The 18,831-nt window shown below is 56.6% G+C and carries 12 protein-coding genes; 6 read left to right on the forward strand and 6 right to left on the reverse strand.

The genetic code is table 11. The features are described from left to right. Positions 1–373: 373 nt before the first annotated feature. Entirely contained in the window at positions 374–5,383 is a 5,010-nt protein-coding gene (locus tag ABVT35_RS13375) for a hypothetical protein (RefSeq protein ID WP_368467077.1), read from the forward strand. 137 nt (positions 5,384–5,520) lie between these two features. Here the strand turns inward: ABVT35_RS13375 and ABVT35_RS13380 are convergent, their stop codons facing one another. The 6 genes from ABVT35_RS13380 to ABVT35_RS13405 all read right to left on the reverse strand — a co-directional run bounded on the left by ABVT35_RS13380 (position 5,521) and on the right by ABVT35_RS13405 (position 12,618). Then, a complete protein-coding gene (locus ABVT35_RS13380; protein WP_368467078.1) occupies positions 5,521–6,126 on the reverse strand; it encodes an ABC-type transport auxiliary lipoprotein family protein in 606 nt (201 codons plus the stop codon). A gap of 65 nt (positions 6,127–6,191) precedes the next feature. Beyond that, complete coding sequence (locus ABVT35_RS13385; RefSeq protein ID WP_368467079.1) at positions 6,192–7,565, reverse strand: MlaD family protein; 1,374 nt, start codon at positions 7,563–7,565, stop codon at positions 6,192–6,194. A gap of 74 nt (positions 7,566–7,639) precedes the next feature. Then, positions 7,640–8,419 carry an ABC transporter ATP-binding protein gene (locus ABVT35_RS13390; protein WP_368467080.1) on the reverse strand — a complete coding sequence of 260 codons (780 nt, stop codon included), beginning with the start codon at positions 8,417–8,419 and terminating at the stop codon, positions 7,640–7,642. A 47-nt stretch (positions 8,420–8,466) separates the two neighbouring features. Then, positions 8,467–9,678, reverse strand: a complete 1,212-nt coding sequence (locus ABVT35_RS13395; RefSeq protein ID WP_368467081.1) for an ABC transporter permease — start codon at positions 9,676–9,678, stop codon at positions 8,467–8,469. Positions 9,679–9,771: 93 nt separating this feature from the next. Continuing rightward, positions 9,772–11,142, reverse strand: coding sequence for an MFS transporter (locus ABVT35_RS13400; protein WP_368467082.1), 1,371 nt, complete (start codon positions 11,140–11,142; stop codon positions 9,772–9,774). Positions 11,143–11,247: 105 nt separating this feature from the next. Next, a complete protein-coding gene (locus ABVT35_RS13405) occupies positions 11,248–12,618 on the reverse strand; it encodes a DHA2 family efflux MFS transporter permease subunit (RefSeq protein WP_368467083.1) in 1,371 nt (456 codons plus the stop codon). 165 nt (positions 12,619–12,783) lie between these two features. On the opposite strand from ABVT35_RS13405, the gene ABVT35_RS13410 reads away from it, so the two are divergent. The 5 genes from ABVT35_RS13410 to ABVT35_RS13430 all read left to right on the forward strand — a co-directional run bounded on the left by ABVT35_RS13410 (position 12,784) and on the right by ABVT35_RS13430 (position 18,772). Further along, a complete protein-coding gene (locus tag ABVT35_RS13410; protein WP_368467084.1) occupies positions 12,784–13,689 on the forward strand; it encodes an alpha/beta hydrolase fold domain-containing protein in 906 nt (301 codons plus the stop codon). Between the two features lie 236 nt (positions 13,690–13,925). Beyond that, complete coding sequence (locus tag ABVT35_RS13415) at positions 13,926–14,705, forward strand: SDR family oxidoreductase (protein ID WP_368467085.1); 780 nt, start codon at positions 13,926–13,928, stop codon at positions 14,703–14,705. A gap of 57 nt (positions 14,706–14,762) precedes the next feature. Then, positions 14,763–17,069: an NADP-dependent malic enzyme gene (locus ABVT35_RS13420; RefSeq protein WP_368467086.1), complete on the forward strand. Its 2,307-nt coding sequence runs from the start codon at positions 14,763–14,765 to the stop codon at positions 17,067–17,069. 162 nt (positions 17,070–17,231) lie between these two features. Further along, the gene (locus ABVT35_RS13425) at positions 17,232–17,951 is read left to right on the forward strand and encodes an autoinducer binding domain-containing protein (protein WP_368467087.1); all 720 of its coding nucleotides are present in this window, start codon (positions 17,232–17,234) and stop codon (positions 17,949–17,951) included. 173 nt (positions 17,952–18,124) lie between these two features. Further along, positions 18,125–18,772 (forward strand): acyl-homoserine-lactone synthase, encoded by a 648-nt coding sequence (locus tag ABVT35_RS13430; RefSeq protein ID WP_368467088.1) that lies wholly within the window; start codon positions 18,125–18,127, stop codon positions 18,770–18,772. Positions 18,773–18,831 lie beyond the last annotated feature (59 nt).

The following is an 18,831-nucleotide window of genomic DNA, read 5'->3' on the forward strand; positions in this document are numbered from 1 at the left end:
CGGTATCGGCTTAACAGGTCCAGAGAATGGGCTTAAAAGTTGTATTTATGGTTAACGCAATGTAAACACCGGATTTGCGGCACAATTTAACTGTGGGTATCACCGGTTAACATCGTTCTTTGATTAAGCGGACTCACTAATCGTGCTGTAGAATTTGTTTCCAGCGGTTAACTGTGCCAGAAATGTAAGCTGGCACGCGGTAAGTCCCGGGATAAGGGGACATCGCGTGAGGGAAGTTGCTGTCAATTGCGGTCGAATTCCGGATGCATGCGGCACCGTTTGCGACAGAAATTGTTCCTTCCGGATACCCGGACCGACAACCTGGACACCGTTCCGGGAATAAAAGGGTATAGAGTACGAGGCATCGATCAGTATGGCGAAACGAAACGCTCAAAGTAAAACTGTCAGTGACGATCCGCTCAAGGCACTCGAAGACGCGCTGCGTCTCGATCTTGAAGAGGATGAGGGCACGGATCTGGCGGATGAGCCGTCTTTGGCGGATCTGGAAGCCCAGGTCGCGTCAGCGGCTGCAGAGCTTGCCAAATCTGATGCCGATGAAGACGAACCGGGCGATACCGGAAAGCGTCAACCGACCCGTCGGGGTTCGGCAAAACCGGCGGCTTCAGACACGCCTGAAAAGAAGCCGGCGCAAAAACGTGCCGCTGCGGAACCGGGTCGCATAAATCGCGCCCAGCCAAGGTCGCAGACCAGGTCTCAAAAACGCCAGCAAGCCCAGCAGGCACAGCAAAAGCCTGCCCGGTCATCATCGCCTCTATTTGCACCGGCCAACGACGACAGCCGTGAATCGCGCGCCGCGATCATGCGCTCGCTCGACGGCAAGGGTGGTCGCTCCGCCCGCATCATCACCTATTCGCTCGCAGCGCTGTGGGTCGTGGGCGGACTTGGGTTCGCCAACCTGGTTTATGGCGGCATCGGGGGAGCCAGTTCCCTCTCGGACCTGGCAAACAATCCGCAGTTTCTGGTAACGCTTCTCGCCATCGTCTTCCCGGCGATGATCATCCTCGGATTTGGCATGATGGTTGCCCGCGCCCAGGAAATGCGCTCGGTTGCCCGTTCAATGGCCGAGCTTGCGGTCCGTCTGTTCGAGCCTGAAACAATGGCAACAGACAATATCATGCGCGTCGGACAGGCGGTTCGGCGCGAAGTGTCGGCCATCAATGAGGGCATAGAACGCACGATTGCCCGTGCATCTGAGCTGGAGACCCTTGTCCATTCCGAAATCAATGCCCTGGAACACAGCTATTCGGACAATGAAGTTCGCCTGCGCAGCCTGGTGGAGGGCCTGAGCAACGAACGTGAAGCCATTGTCAGCCATTCAGAGCGGGTTCGCGCCTCAATCGTCAGCGCCCATGAGCAGCTCCGGGAAGAGCTGGAGTCGGCCGGTGACGAAATCTCCAACCGTCTGACAACGTCGGGCAAGGCGGTTGCCGCGTTGCTCGATACGCGCACGACAAAGCTGTCCGATCAGGCCGACGAGCTGACGCAATCAGTCTCGGACCTTCTGCAAAAGCGCACAGAGGCGCTGATGCTGTCATTCGGCAATTCGGGCCGTGCGCTGGCAAAGGAGTTCGATAACCGGCTTGAAGCGCTCCAGATCAATCTGACCGAACACGGTCAGAACCTTCTGGGCGAATTCGAGACACGGGCATCGTCTCTCGACAACAATACCAAAAAGCTGAATACCATCCTGAACGAGCGCGCACGCCAGCTCAACGAAACGCTGGTCACACGCACCAAGGAAATCAGCGAAAGCCTGAGTGTTGGCGAGCAGGCCCTCAGTGGCGGCCTCGACAGCGTCATCGGGTCGCTCAATGCCAAGCTTGATGAAAAGGCGGTCAACTTCCGCCAGAGCCTGCAGCAGCACTCCGAGGACGCCATGAGCGACCTCGACAACCGTTCCGGCTTTTTCGAGGAGCGGCTGCAGAGCACCATTTCGCAGCTCAATACCGCCTTTGACGAGCGCGTGGCCGAATTCACGTCCGCATTTGAAGATCGCAGTGGAACGCTGACCTCCAAACTCAGCGATAGCCTGCAGACTATCAACGACACGCTGTCCAGCAACACCGGCTCGATGGAAAACCTTCTGTCTTCGAATGCCAGCCGGCTTGACGAAGTCCTGGCCAGCAGCAGTGCCGAGATCGAGGGCAAGCTGGAGGCAAAGGTCGGAGCCGTCGAACAGGCCTTGCAGCAGACCTCGACACGTGTCGACGAACTCATGGTCGATGGTGCCGAGAACATTGCCCGGGCCGTCGACGACCGCACCGGCGCACTGACCGCTTCGCTGGAAACAAGTGCGAACAATATTGCCGGGCTCATCAACGAAGGTGCGCAGACCATCAACAATGCCGCCATCGACAATGCCCAGACGCTGGAATCCACGCTCAGCGCCAGCGCCGAGCGTCTTGAAGGCCTGATCGGTTTCGGAACCGCCGCGATCAACAACGCGACGTCCGACAGCGCCGACAAGCTCGAGTCCACGCTTGGTTCAAGCGCAGAGCGCCTGCAGAACCTTATCAGAGAAGGCACGCAGGCCATCAGCAATGTCTCCAATGAAGGCACACAGTCACTGGCAAACACACTCGGCTCCAATGCCGAGCGCATGGAAAACCTGCTCAGCGAAGGCGCCGGCGCCGTTGGTCGAGCGGTAACGGAAAACACCCACGCCCTTGCTGTAACTCTTGGCTCCAACGCCGAACGGATCGACAATCTCATCCGCGAAGGAACGGGTGCCATTGCCGGTTCAATTACGGAAAATACGCAAGCGCTTGAAAGCGCGCTCAGCACCGGCGCCGAACGGATCGACGGGATCGTGCGCGACAGCACCGGCGCGATCTCGAAATCGGTCAATGAAAGCACGGAACAGCTGGCCAACACGCTCGATTCAAACACCAATCGCATCGAGGGTCTCATTCGCGACGGCGCCGGTTCCATTGCAAGTTCGACAGCAGAGAGCACGGAACAGTTGGCGAGCACGCTGGGCTCCAACGCCGAGCGGATCGAAACTCTGATGAGTACGGGCAACGAGAAAATCTCCGAGACCCTGTCCAATGAATTCATCGCTCTCTCGAACAAGCTGGACGACAGCGTTGCAGCGATGGACACGACCCTTGGAGCCAACGTCGACCGCATTGGCGCAACCATCGACGAACGCACCTCCAGCATGCAGGAACGACTGCAGACGATGGATACGGCCCTGAGCACCGGCCTCGAAAGCGTCACGGCAACGATCGAGACCCAGGCTCTCGGCATGGCGACGACGTTGCGCGAAACGGTGGCCCATGCGGTCGAGCACATGGACGCCGAAGCCCAGCGGTCGTCGAACTCCCTGCAGGGTATCGGCGAAGGTTTCTCGGCGCGCCTCGGCGAAGTTGCAGCGAATTATTCCGAAGCGATCGAGATCCGCCTTTCGGAGCGCACCGAATCCCTCAACCGCCAGCTTGCGGATCTGACCGGAAAACTGACCGACAGCGAATCCGGAATACTCGGCGCCGCGCAGGCGATCACCGATGCAGCGCTGGAAGCCGGAGACAAGGTCAGCGAACAGGCACAGGTGATCGCATCGCAGTTCGCCGACAGCGAGAAGGCCATGGATGTTCGCAGCGACGCTATCAAGGCCACGCTCGATGAACACACCCGCGAGCTCAATTCGATGCTTTCCAGCCGGTCTGCCGAGCTCTCGAAGCTTATCGAAGAACAGGCAGCACCGCTTGTTGAGGCCTATGCCGAAAAAGGCCTGCAGATCACCAGCGAGCTCAAGGACATAACGCACGCCAGCGCCGAACGGTTGCAGGAGCAGAGTGCAGCCCTCGTCGATGCACTGACATCGCGCACCCGCGAAACGCTCGATGCAATCGACAGTGCCGGAAACAGCCTGAAAACAGAGGTTACCGACCTCATCTCCGAGCTTGGCCGCAGCAATGCAGCGATTTCAAACCTCGTCAACAACACCGCAAATACACTCGAAGAGGTGGATTCGCGTCTGACGAATACGACCGAAAAATTTGCCGACAGCGCCGGCCGCGCCGCCGAAATGTTCTCGGATTCAACACAGGTCCTGCAGTCGAACATTTCGCAGCTCGACACGATCTCCAGCGATACGCTCAACCGAGTAAGCTCCATCGCAGGAAGCTTCGACGATCACTCCAAGATGCTGGCCTCGGCGTCCGACCTTCTGGGTTCGGCACAGTCAAGCCTCGCCAACACGCTGGAGGAGCGCAAGGAGGCATTGGACGGCTTGTCCACCGGACTGGTGGAACGTTCGGAAGAGATCGAGAAGAACATGCGGTCTCTCGAAACGATCGTCGAAGACGCCTTCGGCAAGGCCAACGAGCGGGCCGGAAAAACCGCAAAGCAGCTTTCCGGCAGCCTGTCTTCATCGCTCGACAATATCGAAAGCCTGCTTTCCGATACGGAAAGCCGCTCGGCTTCCACGGCCGAGACCATGAAACAGGCCATCAAGGATGCCGTCGAAGACGCGATCAAGCGATTCTCCGGCGCGACGGAGGAGATTCGTCAATCGGCCAACGACATCCGCGACGAGCTCACAAACACCCGTTCGGAAATCAAGAAGGGTGTCTTCGATCTACCGGAAGAAACGCGCGAAAGCACATCCGCAATGCGCAAGGCCGTTTCCGATCAGATCAAGGCTCTGCAGGATCTGTCGTCCATCGTGCAACAATCCTCGCACATGCTCGACCACTCAAGCCCGCGCGCCAAATCTGACGGCAAGAAACCTCAGGCCGAGGCAGCCGACGACACACCGTCCGAGCCCCCCGTTTCCGAGCAGAAGACCGATCCGGTTATGCCGTCGGCTCCTCCGCCGAAGATCGACCTCCGCGGCGGCCTTGGGGTCATGCAGAGCGGCTCGCAGCAGCCTGCTGCCCGCAAACCGCAAAGCGAAGGCTGGGTCAGGGACCTGCTGCGCAGCGCGTCGCGCAAGGAAGAAGAAGAGGCCGATCAGCCGCAGCGCAGCGCTGGAAGCAGCCCATCCTCCAATTCGCGCAGCCGCAACCCGCGGCAGGTGGTTGAATCCCTCAATTCCCTGTCCGTCGATATCGCCAGGGCAATCGATCACGATGCTTCGGTCGAGCTGTGGCGCCGTTATCAGAGCGGCGAACGCGATATCTTCACGCGACGTCTCTACACCCTCAAGGGCCAGAAGACATTTGAAGAAATCAAAAGCAAATATGCGCAGGAGCCCGAGTTCCGCACCGCGGTCGATCACTATATCGCCGATTTTGAAAAACTGTTGGCCGACGTTGCAAAGACCGATCGTGACAAGGTTGTCACACAGACATACCTGACATCGGATACAGGCAAGGTGTACACCATGCTCGCCCATGCCAGCGGCAGATTGAAATAGCGGGATGGCGGGCACTTGCCTGCCGACTGATCGAGAAACAGACAAAACCCCGCTGGCGCCAGGCGCCAGCGGGGTTTTGCTTGTGTAAGATCAGGGTCTTCAAATTGCGTTGGCAGCAAGGGCGCCGCAGCCGGCGATCAGACGATTTTGAGAACCCAGGCCACGATATCGTTCATGACCTTGCCATTGGCCCGATCAAGCGCCGAGATGAAAGCTTCGTTGTCGGAGCCGATAACCGGTGCAGTGGCCTGAAAAACGCGCTGGGCGCGTACGACGCCATTGCGGTCATTGATGATACGCACCGAAATTTCTACAACCGCCGTATCGCCTCCGCCGGTGATGATCTCGAAAGCACGTATCGTCGGTGAAATAAGATAGTCGACGGCTATTCCGTCACCCGGTTGGCCGACACCGCCTAATCGATCGGAATCTTCAAACGCCTCGATCAGTTTTTCCTGAATGATCTCAGGCAGGTTGTCATTCCATTGGGATTTGGCGAGGTACTGGATCGAGGATGGAGACGTACGTATGACGATATTCGTGCCGTCCAACGACTTCAGCGCCGCCGGGTCGGTGACAACGATCTGCCGGCCTCTGGAGTACGGGCCTTTGACCGGCGGTATGCCTGTCAGTTCATACGTGTCGTTCTTTGGGCCACCGCCCAACACGGAGCAGCCGCCGATAACCATGACCCCAGCCATGAAAGCCACGATGGCTGTTGTATTACCGGTCTTGAAAGTCAAAAGACCCCCTCACTCCTGCTGTCCCCACAGGATACCTATAGCTATCCGCACCCCCCGGTGCATTGTCAACGCCGCCGCCGGCCGTTGTACTGCTTAACTTCACCCGATGTGCCAAATATCAGACTCTGCGGTTGATCACCGATCTGCGTTATCGTGCGTTCTATCCGTGTAATGGAACGGCGCGCTTCGTTAACAAGCGCGTCGAAATCTCGCAGGCCGGATCCGGAGAAGCGCTGCAGATTGGATGCGATCGGCCCGATATGGGCATTGATCTTGTTCGCGACCTCCTGGAACGTCTGCAGGGTCTTCTTGGCCTCGGCAATAAGACCGGACGCATCACCCTCTCCCATGAAGCCGTCCAGCTTCTTGAGGGTGTCCTGTACCTGCAGTGCCGCCTCATTGAGACGGGCCGACAGTTGATCGACATTGGTTATGATCTGATTGATATCATCGTTGCGGTTGCCGATCGTGTCGGCAACAGTTGTCAGGCTCGCAATGCCCTGCCGCGCCTGTTCACTGGCGGCGGCCACATTGTCGACGGTCTGCTGGACTTTTTCGGCATCAACCGCAGCAATCAGCTTGTCTATACGGCCAAGCGTTGAATTGGCGTCCTCGCTGAGTTTCGACAGATTGGTTGCAGTCGTCTTGAGTTCTTCGACCATCGGTTTGAAATCGGAAGATGCATCGGCGACGTCGGCGCTCACCTTCTCGACGTTCTGCACGATTTCCTTGACTTTTTCCGGCTCGACCGCCGCTACCAGCGCATCAACCCTGGTCACCACGGATTCAAGCTTGGCCGAAACGCTTTGTACTGTATCTGACAGGGACGAAACGCTCTTCAGGAACTCGCTGATGCCGTCTGAATTGGCCGCGAGTGCGTCGGAGAACTTCTCAGCGTTTTCCGCGGTCCTGATCAGCGGGTCTTTTGCTGTATCGACAAAATCCTCAATGCCCTTTACCGATTTCTTGACGCTGCCGAGAATGTCTTCGGCCGTGGCAAGCAGGTTGGTCACACTCGATTCATCAGCGGTCAAAACGGCGTAACTGCCCTTTTCGACGGCCTCTTCCAGGATGTTCTGACCACTGGTGTCGCCGCCGCCCAGTTCGATATGGGACTGCCCCGTTAGTCCCTGAATACCCAGTTTTGCCTTCGTGGTCGCGTACACAGGTGCCGAGGCCCGCACCTCGGTCATGGCAAGGACAAAATTCGGATCGACACCGTCAATGGTCAGGGATTGCACCGATCCGACACGGATTCCGTTAAAAAGCACCGGAGCGCCGACGCTCAGACCGCCCGCCGATCCGGGAATGCGGATCTCCAGTTGGGCCATTTCGCCGGATTTTCCGAATGTCGCCATCCAATAGACGAAACCGAACGCCGCCGCCATGACGACAAGCGTGAAAAAACCGACGAGTGTGTAGTTGGCCTTGGTTTCCATTTCTAGCTAATCCGGCTCGCTTTCATCGGACGGGTGATTCCCCACAGCCATGTAGCGAATGACTATGACCCGATTCACTTCGCCCGCACAAGCGAGCGCGCCCGTTTCCCGTGGAAATACGACTGAACCCACGGTTCATCACTAGCAAGCATGTCCTCGATCGTTCCCTGAACGACAATTTTCTTGTTTCCGAGCACGGCAATGCGGTCACAGACCGAAAACAGGCTGTCCAGATCGTGGGTCACCATATAGACGGTCAGACCCAGCGTATCGCGCAATTTGGCGATCAACTCATCAAATTCCGCCGCGCTGATCGGGTCGAGGCCGGACGTGGGCTCATCGAGAAAAACCAGATCCGGATCCAGCGCCAGGGCTCGGGCGAGCCCCGCACGCTTGATCATGCCACCGGAAAGTTCCGAGGGATAAAGATCAGCCGTTTCGGGTCGCAGCCCGACAAGTTCGATCTTCAGCAGCGCAAGTTCATCCATCAGGTTTTGCGGAAGATCGAGATATTCGCGCATCGGCACCTGAATATTCTCCAGCACGGTCAGAGCCGAAAACAGTGCCCCGTGCTGAAACAGGACACCCAGACGCATATCGAGCGCTATGCGCTGGTGGGGTGTTGCCTTGTCATAGTCGACACCCAGGATTTCGATTGTGCCGCCCTGACGCGAAGACAGTTGCAGGATGGTCCGCAACAACACGGACTTACCTGCTCCCGATGCGCCGACAAAACCAAGGATTTCACCGCGCCAGATATCGAGATTGAGCCGATCGAGCACCTGATGCGAGCCGAATGCGACACTGATATCCCGCGCTTTCAATATACACTCGCGCCCTGCCCCGTTGGGCATTGCTGAACCGTTTTCGTTCTGGGTTTGAGATATCGCCGCCATAGTGACTAAAAATCAATCGCTCCGTAGAAGATCGCGAACAAGCCGTCGACAAGAATAACCACAAAAATCGCCTTGACCACGGCGGACGTCACATGCCGCCCGAGCGATTCTGCGCTTCCGCCCACCTTCAGACCCTCGACAGACGAAACAATACCGATAATCAGAGCCATGAACGGTGCTTTGATCATGCCAGAAACGATGGTCGACATATCGATCGCCTCGCGGAGGCGCGTTAGAAACGTATCCGGTGTTATTCCAGAATAGATCCAGGTCGTCAGGCAGGCACCGAACAGGGCGCTGAAATTTGCAACGATCGTCAGCACCGGCAACATGACAGTCAACGCCACAAGACGCGGAAACACCAGAACGCCGACCGGGTTGAGCCCCATGACCTTCAGGGCATCCACCTCTTCGCGCATCTTCATCGAACCGATTTCGGCGGTTATGGCTGAGCCGGAACGGCCGGCAATCATAATCGCGGTAAGCAGAACGCCGATTTCCCTGAGCTGAAGAATTCCGACAAGGTCGACAACGAAAATCTCCGCTCCGAAATAGCGCAGCTGGAATGCGCCCTGCTGAGCGATGATTCCGCCGATAAGAAAGGACATCAGGGCGATGATGGGAACGGCCCGCACGCCCATGTGATCCATCTGGCTGACGATCGCCGCTACAGATATTCCGGAAGAATGGTCGAGTTTGAGTTGCGTGCCGCGCACGGCTGAACCCAGTATGTACATTGCCGCGACAAAGTCGTTCCAGAAGGATATGGTCAGTCGGCCGATCGGCGCGAATATTCGCTCGGCCAGACCCGGTGCTTCTTCTGGCTCCTCATCGTCATATTTCACGCGAAGGGCGTTACCCACGGCCTCAAGCAACGTCGTGCGCCCCTTACCGGCAGCGTGATAGGCAACATCACAACCCCTGAGTTCGAGGTTATCGCGAAGGCGCTCCACAATCAGTGCGCCGGATGTATCAAGATGACCCACATTGGTGAAATCAACAGTCACATGTGCGCCGTCGACCGACTTGCCAATGTCGCGCATGACGCTGTCGATCTCAGCAACGCAATGAAGCTGCCAGTCGCCCGACAGGTTCACATGAGTCTGGCCATCGGCGCTCACAACATCCACCTTTGGCGGTGTCGGTTCGTCGACCGGCCGGACTTTGCCGCTGGCGAAGCGTGTTGATTGTGAATCACTTTCAGGTGGCGACGACATTGTTGACACATACCCAGTTATGATCCGCCTGTCACCGCCTAACCGCCCGGCGTCAACGCTTGGCGCACTCCTTCTCCCATAGCTAAATATGGGTCAGTCGGCGGCCCGCGGCGAAAGCCCGTCTTCTTCAAGCCCGAACCAGGCATAGACAAAGGCTGCTATCACCAGCAAAGTCACGGCGGCAAAAACGGCCTGATAGCTCTGTGTGGAGGTGAATACCGCACTGCAGACGGCCATTCCGACGGTGCCGCCGAGCATTTGCGCCGACATGGCAATGCCGCCGGCCTGCCCCTTCTGCGTATGCGGAACAGCTTGCATAACCGCCTTCCGTGGTGGCGTGAACAGCATCGGTGCCGTAACGCTCCAGACCAGGAAGGCCGGAAAAATGAACCAGTAATTGTCAAACGGAATGACCAGTGTGACCCAGAGCATCGATATCAGTGAACCGCCGATTCCGACCATCGACGTCTTGCGGCATCCGTATTTGTCGACCAGCATACCGACTGGCGCCGCAAGAAAGGGCTGCATGATCACCGATGGAACAATTGCCAGGCCTGCAATGACCGGGCTCATTCCCAGTGTCTGCTGAAAGTAGAGGACGGCAAAGACAAAGAGGCCCATCTTGATGAACTGCGCTGTAAAAATGATCGTGTTGGCCGCGCCGAAATTGGTGTCGGAGAACAGTTCCACATTGATGAGCGGTGCCTTGTGCCGCAGTTCATAGACGACAAAACCCAATGCCGCGGCAGCGCCGAGTACGCCTGGAGCGACAATCGCCCAGCTGCGCCACCCGTAATCCGGTCCCTGCATCAGAGCAAACACCAGGCAACCGATCCCGAGGCACAACAGAATCAGTCCGGGAACATCGATCGGGCGGCGGTCCTTATGTTCACTGACGTTTTTCCAAGCCCTCAACACGATAAAAATCATGGCCGCCGTCAAAAACGGATTCACCCAGAATATCCAGCGCCAGGACACAAAATCGGCCAGCAGCCCGCCCACGAGTGGTCCGATTGACAGGAACACGGTACCGACCATCCCGTATATGCCAAGCGCCTTGCCATGTTCCTCCGGCGGGAAAAGCAGGGTGACGATCGCCAAGGACAACGGAAAAACAAGCGCCGCCGCCACACCCTGGACTGCACGCGCTAAAATCAGCACCTCTGCTGTGGGTGCAAATCCCGCCACAATGGATGAAATTCCGAAAACGGCGGTCCCTGCGAGATACAACGGCTTGAGCGGAAAGATGTCGCCGAGCCGGCCGCCAACCGCAACGAGACAGGCAAAGACAAGCAGATATGCGTTGACGATCCAGTGTGAGGTCAGGACGGACGTCTTCAGCTCCTTCTGGATAACAGGCAGAGCCACCCCAACGACAGTCTCGTCGAACAGCACCAGGCCAAGCCCGCCTGCCAGCGCCGTCAGAAGCCACCATTTTCTGTTGTTATCGTTAATCTGAAACATTCCTGTCCATTTGTTCAGCGCCCAACAAGATCCGGGGCTAACCTTCAGCCCGCGACAACCGCCAGATCACGCAAAAAGCGGCGGGTTTTCATCATCCGATCACCGTTAAATCACCTCATTGGGTCTGGCCGCGTCCCGTTTCATCCCAAACCACGCATAGATCAAAACCGCCAGCGTAAGCAAAGCGACAGCAGCAAAAATGGCCTGGTAGCTTTTTGTCGTCGAAAATATTGCGCTCGCCACGGCCATGCCAATGGTCCCGCCCAGCATTTGCGCCGACATGGCAATACCGCCGGCCTGCCCCTGATGTTCCGGGGTTACAGCGTTCATATTGGCCTTCAGCGGCCCGATGAAAAGCAAAGGCATCGCAACAGCCCATAAGAGAAAAGCCGGGAGTATCAGCCAGTAATTCTGCATTGGCATAACGGCAGCAAACCACGCCACCGCTATGAACGCGAAAATGACGCCCGCCAATGCCGGCACCCGGCTGCCTATGCGATCGATGATCACACCGGTCGGAGCTGCCAGGAGAGGTTGCGGTGCCACGGTCGGAAGAATGGCAAGGCCGGCCACAAACGGACTCATCCCGAGTTCGGACTGAAAGTAGAGTGCCCCAAATACGAACAGGCAAACCTTCATGAACTGCGCAAGAAACACGATCGTGTTGCTGGCGGCAAATGTTGAGTTAGAAAACAACTCGAGATCGATAAGCGGGGCCCTGTGTCTCAACTCGAACACGACAAAGGCGACGGACAGTATAATTCCGGCAACAAGGGGAATGATGGTTATGGACCGTCCCCAGCCATAATCAGGTGCTTGCATAAGAGCAAATACGACAAGTCCCAGTCCTGCGCACAACAGTACAAGACCCGGAATATCCAGCGGCCGCGGATCCTTGCGCTCTTCAACGTTGCCCCAGGCCTTGACCACAACCACCACCATCGCCACCGTCAGAAACGGATTGACCCAGAAAATCCACCGCCATGATATAAAGTCGGCGAAAAGACCGCCTACCGCGGGACCAAGCGCCAGAAAAACCGTGCCGATCGTACCATTGATACCAAGCGCCTTGCCTTGCTGCTCCTGAGGAAAGATGGTTGTTATGATTGTGAGGCACAGCGGAAACAGAATGGCGGCGCCAACACCCTGCACAGCGCGCGCAAATATCAGAAGCTCCGTTGTCGGCGCGAAGCCGGCAGCTGTGGATGACAGGCCGAAAAGTGCAGTCCCGGACAGGAAAAGCGGTCTCAATCCAAATACGTCACCAAGCCGCCCCCCTATGGCCACCAGGCCGGCGAACACCAGCAAATAGGAATTCACCACCCAGTGTGAGGCGATTTCCGACATGCCCAGTTCCGCCCTGATAACCGGCAGTGCAACACCGACAACGGTCTCGTCGAAAAGCACAAGACCAAGCCCGCCTGCCATTGCCGTCAAAAGCCACCATTTTCGGTTGTCATCGCTGATCTGCAGCATTCGCCCCTTTCGGCACAGTGTCCTATCCGCAATGTGGGTAGTGCAACCTAGCAGAATTCCAAATTGCCGGAATATACTTTTCCGGAGAACAAATTGGCGGCATTATTCCGCCGAATACGATTGGAATTCCCAAGTCCCTGAAAGACAAACCAAAGCAGGATCTTAATGGCCAGCCTCAGAAGCAAACTTCTTTCACTGGTTATCCGAATATTACGGAAAAAATCCTCATCGACGGCGGAAGGAACGCATCGCCGCCTGAAATGGGCCCGGCCGCGTCAGAACTATAATCCACCACCAGGGATCAACAGGGATTTCGCGGTCAGGAAATCTGAGTTCAAGGGATATCCGGTCTTCGAATGGTCCGCACACGACACCAAACCCGATCTGCACGTCCTTTACCTGCATGGCGGCGGATATCTCTTTGAAATGACTGTATTTCACTGGAAATTTCTTGCAGCTCTGTCCGAAGAGCTCAATGCCCGGTTCATAGTTCCGATTTACCCGCTTGCGCCCGAACACAACTGGCAGGACGTCTACACAATGGTTATGCCGCTCTATGGCGACATCGCCGGAGAGGCGGCGGACGGAACCTTCGTGTTGATGGGGGACTCGGCCGGAGGCGGATTGGCCGCGGCAATGGCGCTCGAGGCGCAAAAACAGGGTTTGCCGGCGGCCGATCAACTGGTGCTGCTCAGCCCCTGGTTTGACCTTGGCCTTACAAATCATGCCATTGCTACCATTGAGCAGAACGATCCATGGCTTGGCATTGAAGGCGCGAGAGAAGCCGGCCGCCTCTATGCCGATGGTCACGATCTGAAGGACTACAGGCTCAGCCCCATTTATGGAGACCTGGCCGAACTGCCGCCGACGCACATATACGTCGGATTGCGCGATATTATGAGCCCGGACTGCGTGTCGTTTGCGGAAATTGCCGATGCCTGTGGCTGCGACATTGAGCTCACCGTCGAGCCTGAAATGTTCCATGTGTGGATGCTGTTTGACATTCCCGAAGGATTACGGACCAGGAAGAGCATAATCGATGATCTTGCGGGCACAAAACCCGCTCAATAACGTCGGATCACCCTCGATGCCGGCAAAGTGTTTACCCGGAAAGTCGCGTAGAAACCCGCCGTGGTTTTCGGCTATGTAGTAGATATGTCTGTTTTGTTTGTCCGTTCAATCTGTTTTTGCAGTGGAGGGCTAGCCCGAGACGTGCGACTATCTGATGACAATTGCAGCTTGATCTGCGATCCCACCTCAAGCAGAACATCCGCATATTCTGCTTTGCCCATTGAAAGGACTGGATAATGGATTTGGGACTGTCCGGCAGGAAGGCCATCATATGCGCCTCCAGCCGTGGCCTTGGCAAGGGCTGTGCGGTGGCATTGGCCGAAGCCGGATGCGATATCGTAATCAATGGCAGGGATGAGCAGACACTGGCCGCAACGGCCAGGCAATTGCGCGACAAGGCAGCTGTCCGCGTTGATGTCGTGGCAGCAGATGTTTCAACCGCCGAAGGACAAAGAGCGCTTCTTGCAGCCTGCCCGGATCCGGACATTCTGATCAACAATAACGGCGGACCGCCCTTTCGCGATTTTCGGGCTCTCGACAGGGAGGCTATCCTGGAGGGCGTCACGCAAAACATGGTAACACCGATCGAGTTGATTCAGGGAGTGATCGACGGCATGTGCGAACGCCGTTTCGGTCGAATCGTCAATATAACGTCTTCATCCGTTTACATGCCCATACCGGGTCTGGATCTGTCCTCGGGCGCTCGGGCTGGGCTGACCTCATTTCTGGCGGGTGTGGCCAGAAGCGTTGCCAACAAGAACGTCACGATCAACACGTTGCTCCCGGGCAAGATGGACACGGACCGGCTCACCGCGTCCTTCAAAAACACTTCCGCACAGAGCGGAAAATCAGTCGAGGACGTAAAGGCGGCAGCACTGAAGCAGGTTCCCGCAGCCCGAATGGGTACACCTGAGGAGTTTGGCAACACGTGCGCTTTCCTGTGTTCCACCTTCGCAGGTTACATTACAGGCCAGAACATCCTCGTGGATGGTGGCCTTTATCCCAGTGCATTTTAAGACAGGACAAATTCTCCAATTCCGATTGCGGTGCAGGCAAGTTGAGGACCGACCCACATGAGTACGCATAAAGGCAAATCCAAAGCCCCCAAAAACAGCGATTTCGACGAAAGCGCACTGTTTTATCATCAGCATCCGCGCCCGGGAAAAATGGAGATACAGGCCACCAAGCCGCTCGGTAACCAGCGTGACCTTGCACTTGCCTATTCACCGGGTGTCGCCGCGCCATGCCTTGCCATCCAGAACGATCCCGGCGTCGCCGCCGACTACACCGCAAGAGGCAACCTCGTCGCCGTTATTTCAAACGGCACGGCCGTTCTCGGGCTGGGCTCCATTGGGCCACTGGCATCAAAGCCGGTCATGGAAGGCAAGGCGGTGCTGTTCAAGAAATTCGCCGGCATCGACGTCTTCGACATTGAGGTCGACACCCAGGAAATCGACAACATGGTTTCGGTGGTATCGGCACTGGAGCCGACATTCGGCGGCATCAATCTGGAAGACATCAAGGCGCCCGAATGCTTCGAGATCGAACGCAGGCTGCGGGAAAAAATGAACATTCCCGTTTTTCACGACGATCAGCACGGCACTGCCATCATTGTCGCTGCCGCTATCCTCAATGGTCTGGAACTAGCGGGTAAGAAACTTGCCGACGCGAAAATCGTCGCCTGCGGCGCTGGCGCTGCGTCGCTCGCCTGCCTCAATCTGCTGGTGGAACTTGGTGCCAAGCGCAAGAATATCTGGGTCCATGACATCGAAGGTCTGGTCTACAAGGGCCGCAAGGAACTCATGGACGAGTGGAAGGCCGTCTATGCACAGCATTCCGACAAGCGTGTGCTTGAAGAATGCATCCCCGGCGCTGACGTATTTCTCGGCCTTTCCGCGGCAAATGTGTTGAAGCCCGACATGCTCAGCCAGATGGCTGAAAATCCGTTGATCATGGCGCTCGCCAATCCGACGCCTGAAATTATGCCGGAGGACGCACGAAAAGCCCGGCCCGACGCGATGATCTGCACTGGCCGCTCGGATTTTCCGAACCAGGTCAACAATGTCCTTTGCTTCCCCTATATCTTCCGCGGCGCGCTGGATTGCGGTGCGCGCACGATCAATGAAGAAATGAAAATGGCGGCCGTCCATGCCATTGCCGGGCTTGCCCGCGAAGAGGCTTCCGACGTTGCAGCAAAGGCTTATTCAGGAGAAACGCCTGTCTTCGGCCCGGACTACCTGATCCCCTCGCCTTTCGATCCGCGCCTGATCCTGCGTATTGCACCGGCTGTCGCCAAAGCCGCCGATGAATCGGGCGTTGCCATGCGTCCGATCAAGGACGCTGACGCCTATCTCGATCAACTCAACCGCTTCGTGTTCCGGTCCGGCCTGATCATGAAGCCGCTCTTTGCGGCGGCCAAGACCGCACAGAAAAAGCGGGTTGTCTTCTCAGAAGGCGAAGACGAACGCGTCTTGCGGGCAACGCAGGTTCTCATTGAAGAAAGCATCGCCGAACCGATCCTGATCGGACGTCCCGGCATCATTGAAACAAGGTTGAAGCGCTTCGGCCTCAAGATCCGGCCCGACAAGGATTTCCAGATCACAAACCCAAACGACGATCCCCGGTATCGCGATTATGTCGACCTCTATTTCTCGCTTGTTGGCCGAAAGGGAATAAATCCGGAGGCCGCTCGCACCATCGTACGCACCAACACTACCGTGATCGGCGCCCTTGCGGTACGCCGCGGCGATGCGGATGCCATGATCTGTGGTGTCGAGGGACGGTACGCCCGCCATCTGAGGGACGTTGAGCAGGTCATCGGAAGACGCGAAGGCGTCCGTGACTTCTCCGCTCTCAGCCTGCTGATCTCGCAGCGCGGCGCCACGTTTTTTACTGACACATACGTATCGCTTGACCCGTCCGCCGAAGAAATCGCCGAAACCACGCTTATGGCCGCCAAGGAAATACAGCGTTTCGGCATAAAACCGCGCGCTGCCTTGGTATCCCACTCCAATTTCGGCACACGCGAGTCGGATACGGCACGCAAAATGCGCAAAGCCATAAGCCTTATCCACGAAATGGACCCAAGCCTGGAGGCCGATGGCGAGATGCACGGCGATTCAGCGATTTCGGAAGCACTGCGCAACAGGGTCATGCCAAATTCGGTTCTGACAGGCGAAGCAAACCTGCTGGTTTTCCCTAATCTGGATGCTGCAAATATCACCCTCGGTGTTGTAAAGACCATGACCGATGCGCTTCATGTCGGGCCAATCCTGCTGGGAGGCGCAAAACCTGCACACATTTTGTCTCCGTCGGTTACATCCCGTGGCGTTGTCAATATGGCAACTCTTGCGGTCGTTGAGGCATCAATTCCGGAGTAAAGCATTAAATTATCAAAACATCCGACCGAATAAATTAAGATAGCCGAAACAATCATTCACGGAATCCAGTTACATCCGGCTTCCCCCAGATGATTTGGCTAGACTTCTGCTGGGGACGTCTCGACAATGCCGCCGCCCGAAATTGTTTGGGGGTTGTTCGACATGTCGAAACGACAAGTATTTTACGACTTACTCAGCGAGCTGGAGCAGGATGAGGAAAAGGATACCGACGAGGTATTTGACAGGATTCAGGCGCAGTACGGAATCCGTCATCAAATCTACATCAACCTCTCCCTTGCGGCAGGACAGCAGAACGTCTTGGACATGCGCCATACGTTCCCGGAGGATTTTGTAGAGTTCTACAGGAAAAAAGGCCTGTTTTCTCTCGATCCGGTGATGCAGTCGGCTCTGACCGGGATCAAACCGGTCGACTGGCGTGTGTATCATTTGGGCGATCCTACCGCCGAAAAGATCTTTGCAATCGCCGCAGAGTATGGAGTGAGCGATATCGGAATGACCATTCCGTTGCTGTGTCGCGGCAGCCAGGCGGCCATGTTTGCCGTCAATGCCGATATGACACCGAAGGAATGGTCTCAATACCGTCTGGACGTGATCGGTGACATCCAGGTGCTGGCAACCTATTTGCATTCGGCCAGACAGGAACTCGCCCAGGAGCGCCTTCCCACGGACCTGACTGCACGGGAATCCGAGGTACTGACCTGGACGGCTGCCGGAAAGAGCTATTGGGAGATTTCCATGATCCTTGGAATCTCGGAACGCACTGTCAGGTTTTTCATGACCAATGCACGCCACAAACTGGGTGTCGTTACCAATCCGCAGGCAGTCGCCCAGGCGGTCTGGCGCGGCATCATTCCGCTGTAGTTGGCGGCACCTCCTCATTTTTCAGATCTGAATGGCATTCGAGCCGAAGGCTCGCATTAACCGAAGATTCAATCACAAAACGGTAGCGGCTGAATACTGTCGCAACCGACAGTACCCTGCAGGGTCGAACACAACACATAATTCTCCAGTCCTCAATCAACTGGAGAGTAAATATGATTAGGATTTTCAACGGGTTAGATAGAAAAATACATCCTGAAGAAACTGCCGAGATATTCCGGCTCCGCAAACGCGTATTCCACGACAGCCTCAAATGGGACGTAAAAATAACCGGGGACCAGGAACTCGACGAATTTGACAGCGCAAATCCGCTTTATGTGGCTTCCATCTCACCAGCCACCGGAAAAATGCGTGGAGCGTTGCGCCTGCTTCCGACGCTCGGTCCAAATATGCTTGCCGACACATTTCCGCAGCTGATGAACGGCGAACCGGAAATCCGCAGTGCGGCAATTTGGGAATCAAGCCGGTTTTGCATCGATCCGGACCTCGTTCAGGACCGATCATCAAACCAGGTCACGGTCGCCGCGGCCGAACTCATGTGCGGGGTTGGCGAACTCGGTCTCGAATCCGGGATCTCGCACATCATCACCGTCACCGATGTGTTTTTGGAGCGCATGTTCCGGCGCATGGGATGCCCGGGCGAGCGGATCGGAAAGCCAAAGAGGATCGGTTCAGTGATCGCAGTCGCTGTGGGCTGGGAGGTCACGCAAGACCTGCTCGACCATATGAAATCAGTCGCATCGATTTCCGGACGCGTACTGGAAACGCCGATGACCCTGGAAGAGGCACGCCGGGCGGCTTGATACGGGTTGGCCCTATGCAGCCACAACGCCTGCCTTGTCAAAGGTCGAAACCAGTATTT

This window comes from Hoeflea sp. TYP-13, from assembly GCF_040932035.1.
GTDB lineage: Bacteria > Pseudomonadota > Alphaproteobacteria > Rhizobiales > Rhizobiaceae > Hoeflea_A.

What these genes read in the sequence shown, in the direction of transcription:
- ABVT35_RS13375 (WP_368467077.1), top strand. Translation starts at nt 374, where the DNA reads ATGGCGAAACGAAACGCTCAAAGTAAAACTGTCAGTGACGATCCGCTC.
- ABVT35_RS13385 (WP_368467079.1), bottom strand. Translation starts at nt 7,565, where the DNA reads ATGGAAACCAAGGCCAACTACACACTCGTCGGTTTTTTCACGCTTGTC.
- ABVT35_RS13390 (WP_368467080.1), bottom strand. Translation starts at nt 8,419, where the DNA reads ATGCCCAACGGGGCAGGGCGCGAGTGTATATTGAAAGCGCGGGATATC.
- ABVT35_RS13395 (WP_368467081.1), bottom strand. Translation starts at nt 9,678, where the DNA reads ATGTCGTCGCCACCTGAAAGTGATTCACAATCAACACGCTTCGCCAGC.
- ABVT35_RS13400 (WP_368467082.1), bottom strand. Translation starts at nt 11,142, where the DNA reads ATGTTTCAGATTAACGATAACAACAGAAAATGGTGGCTTCTGACGGCG.
- ABVT35_RS13405 (WP_368467083.1), bottom strand. Translation starts at nt 12,618, where the DNA reads ATGCTGCAGATCAGCGATGACAACCGAAAATGGTGGCTTTTGACGGCA.
- ABVT35_RS13410 (WP_368467084.1), top strand. Translation starts at nt 12,784, where the DNA reads ATGGCCAGCCTCAGAAGCAAACTTCTTTCACTGGTTATCCGAATATTA.
- ABVT35_RS13415 (WP_368467085.1), top strand. Translation starts at nt 13,926, where the DNA reads ATGGATTTGGGACTGTCCGGCAGGAAGGCCATCATATGCGCCTCCAGC.
- ABVT35_RS13420 (WP_368467086.1), top strand. Translation starts at nt 14,763, where the DNA reads ATGAGTACGCATAAAGGCAAATCCAAAGCCCCCAAAAACAGCGATTTC.
- ABVT35_RS13425 (WP_368467087.1), top strand. Translation starts at nt 17,232, where the DNA reads ATGTCGAAACGACAAGTATTTTACGACTTACTCAGCGAGCTGGAGCAG.
- ABVT35_RS13430 (WP_368467088.1), top strand. Translation starts at nt 18,125, where the DNA reads ATGATTAGGATTTTCAACGGGTTAGATAGAAAAATACATCCTGAAGAA.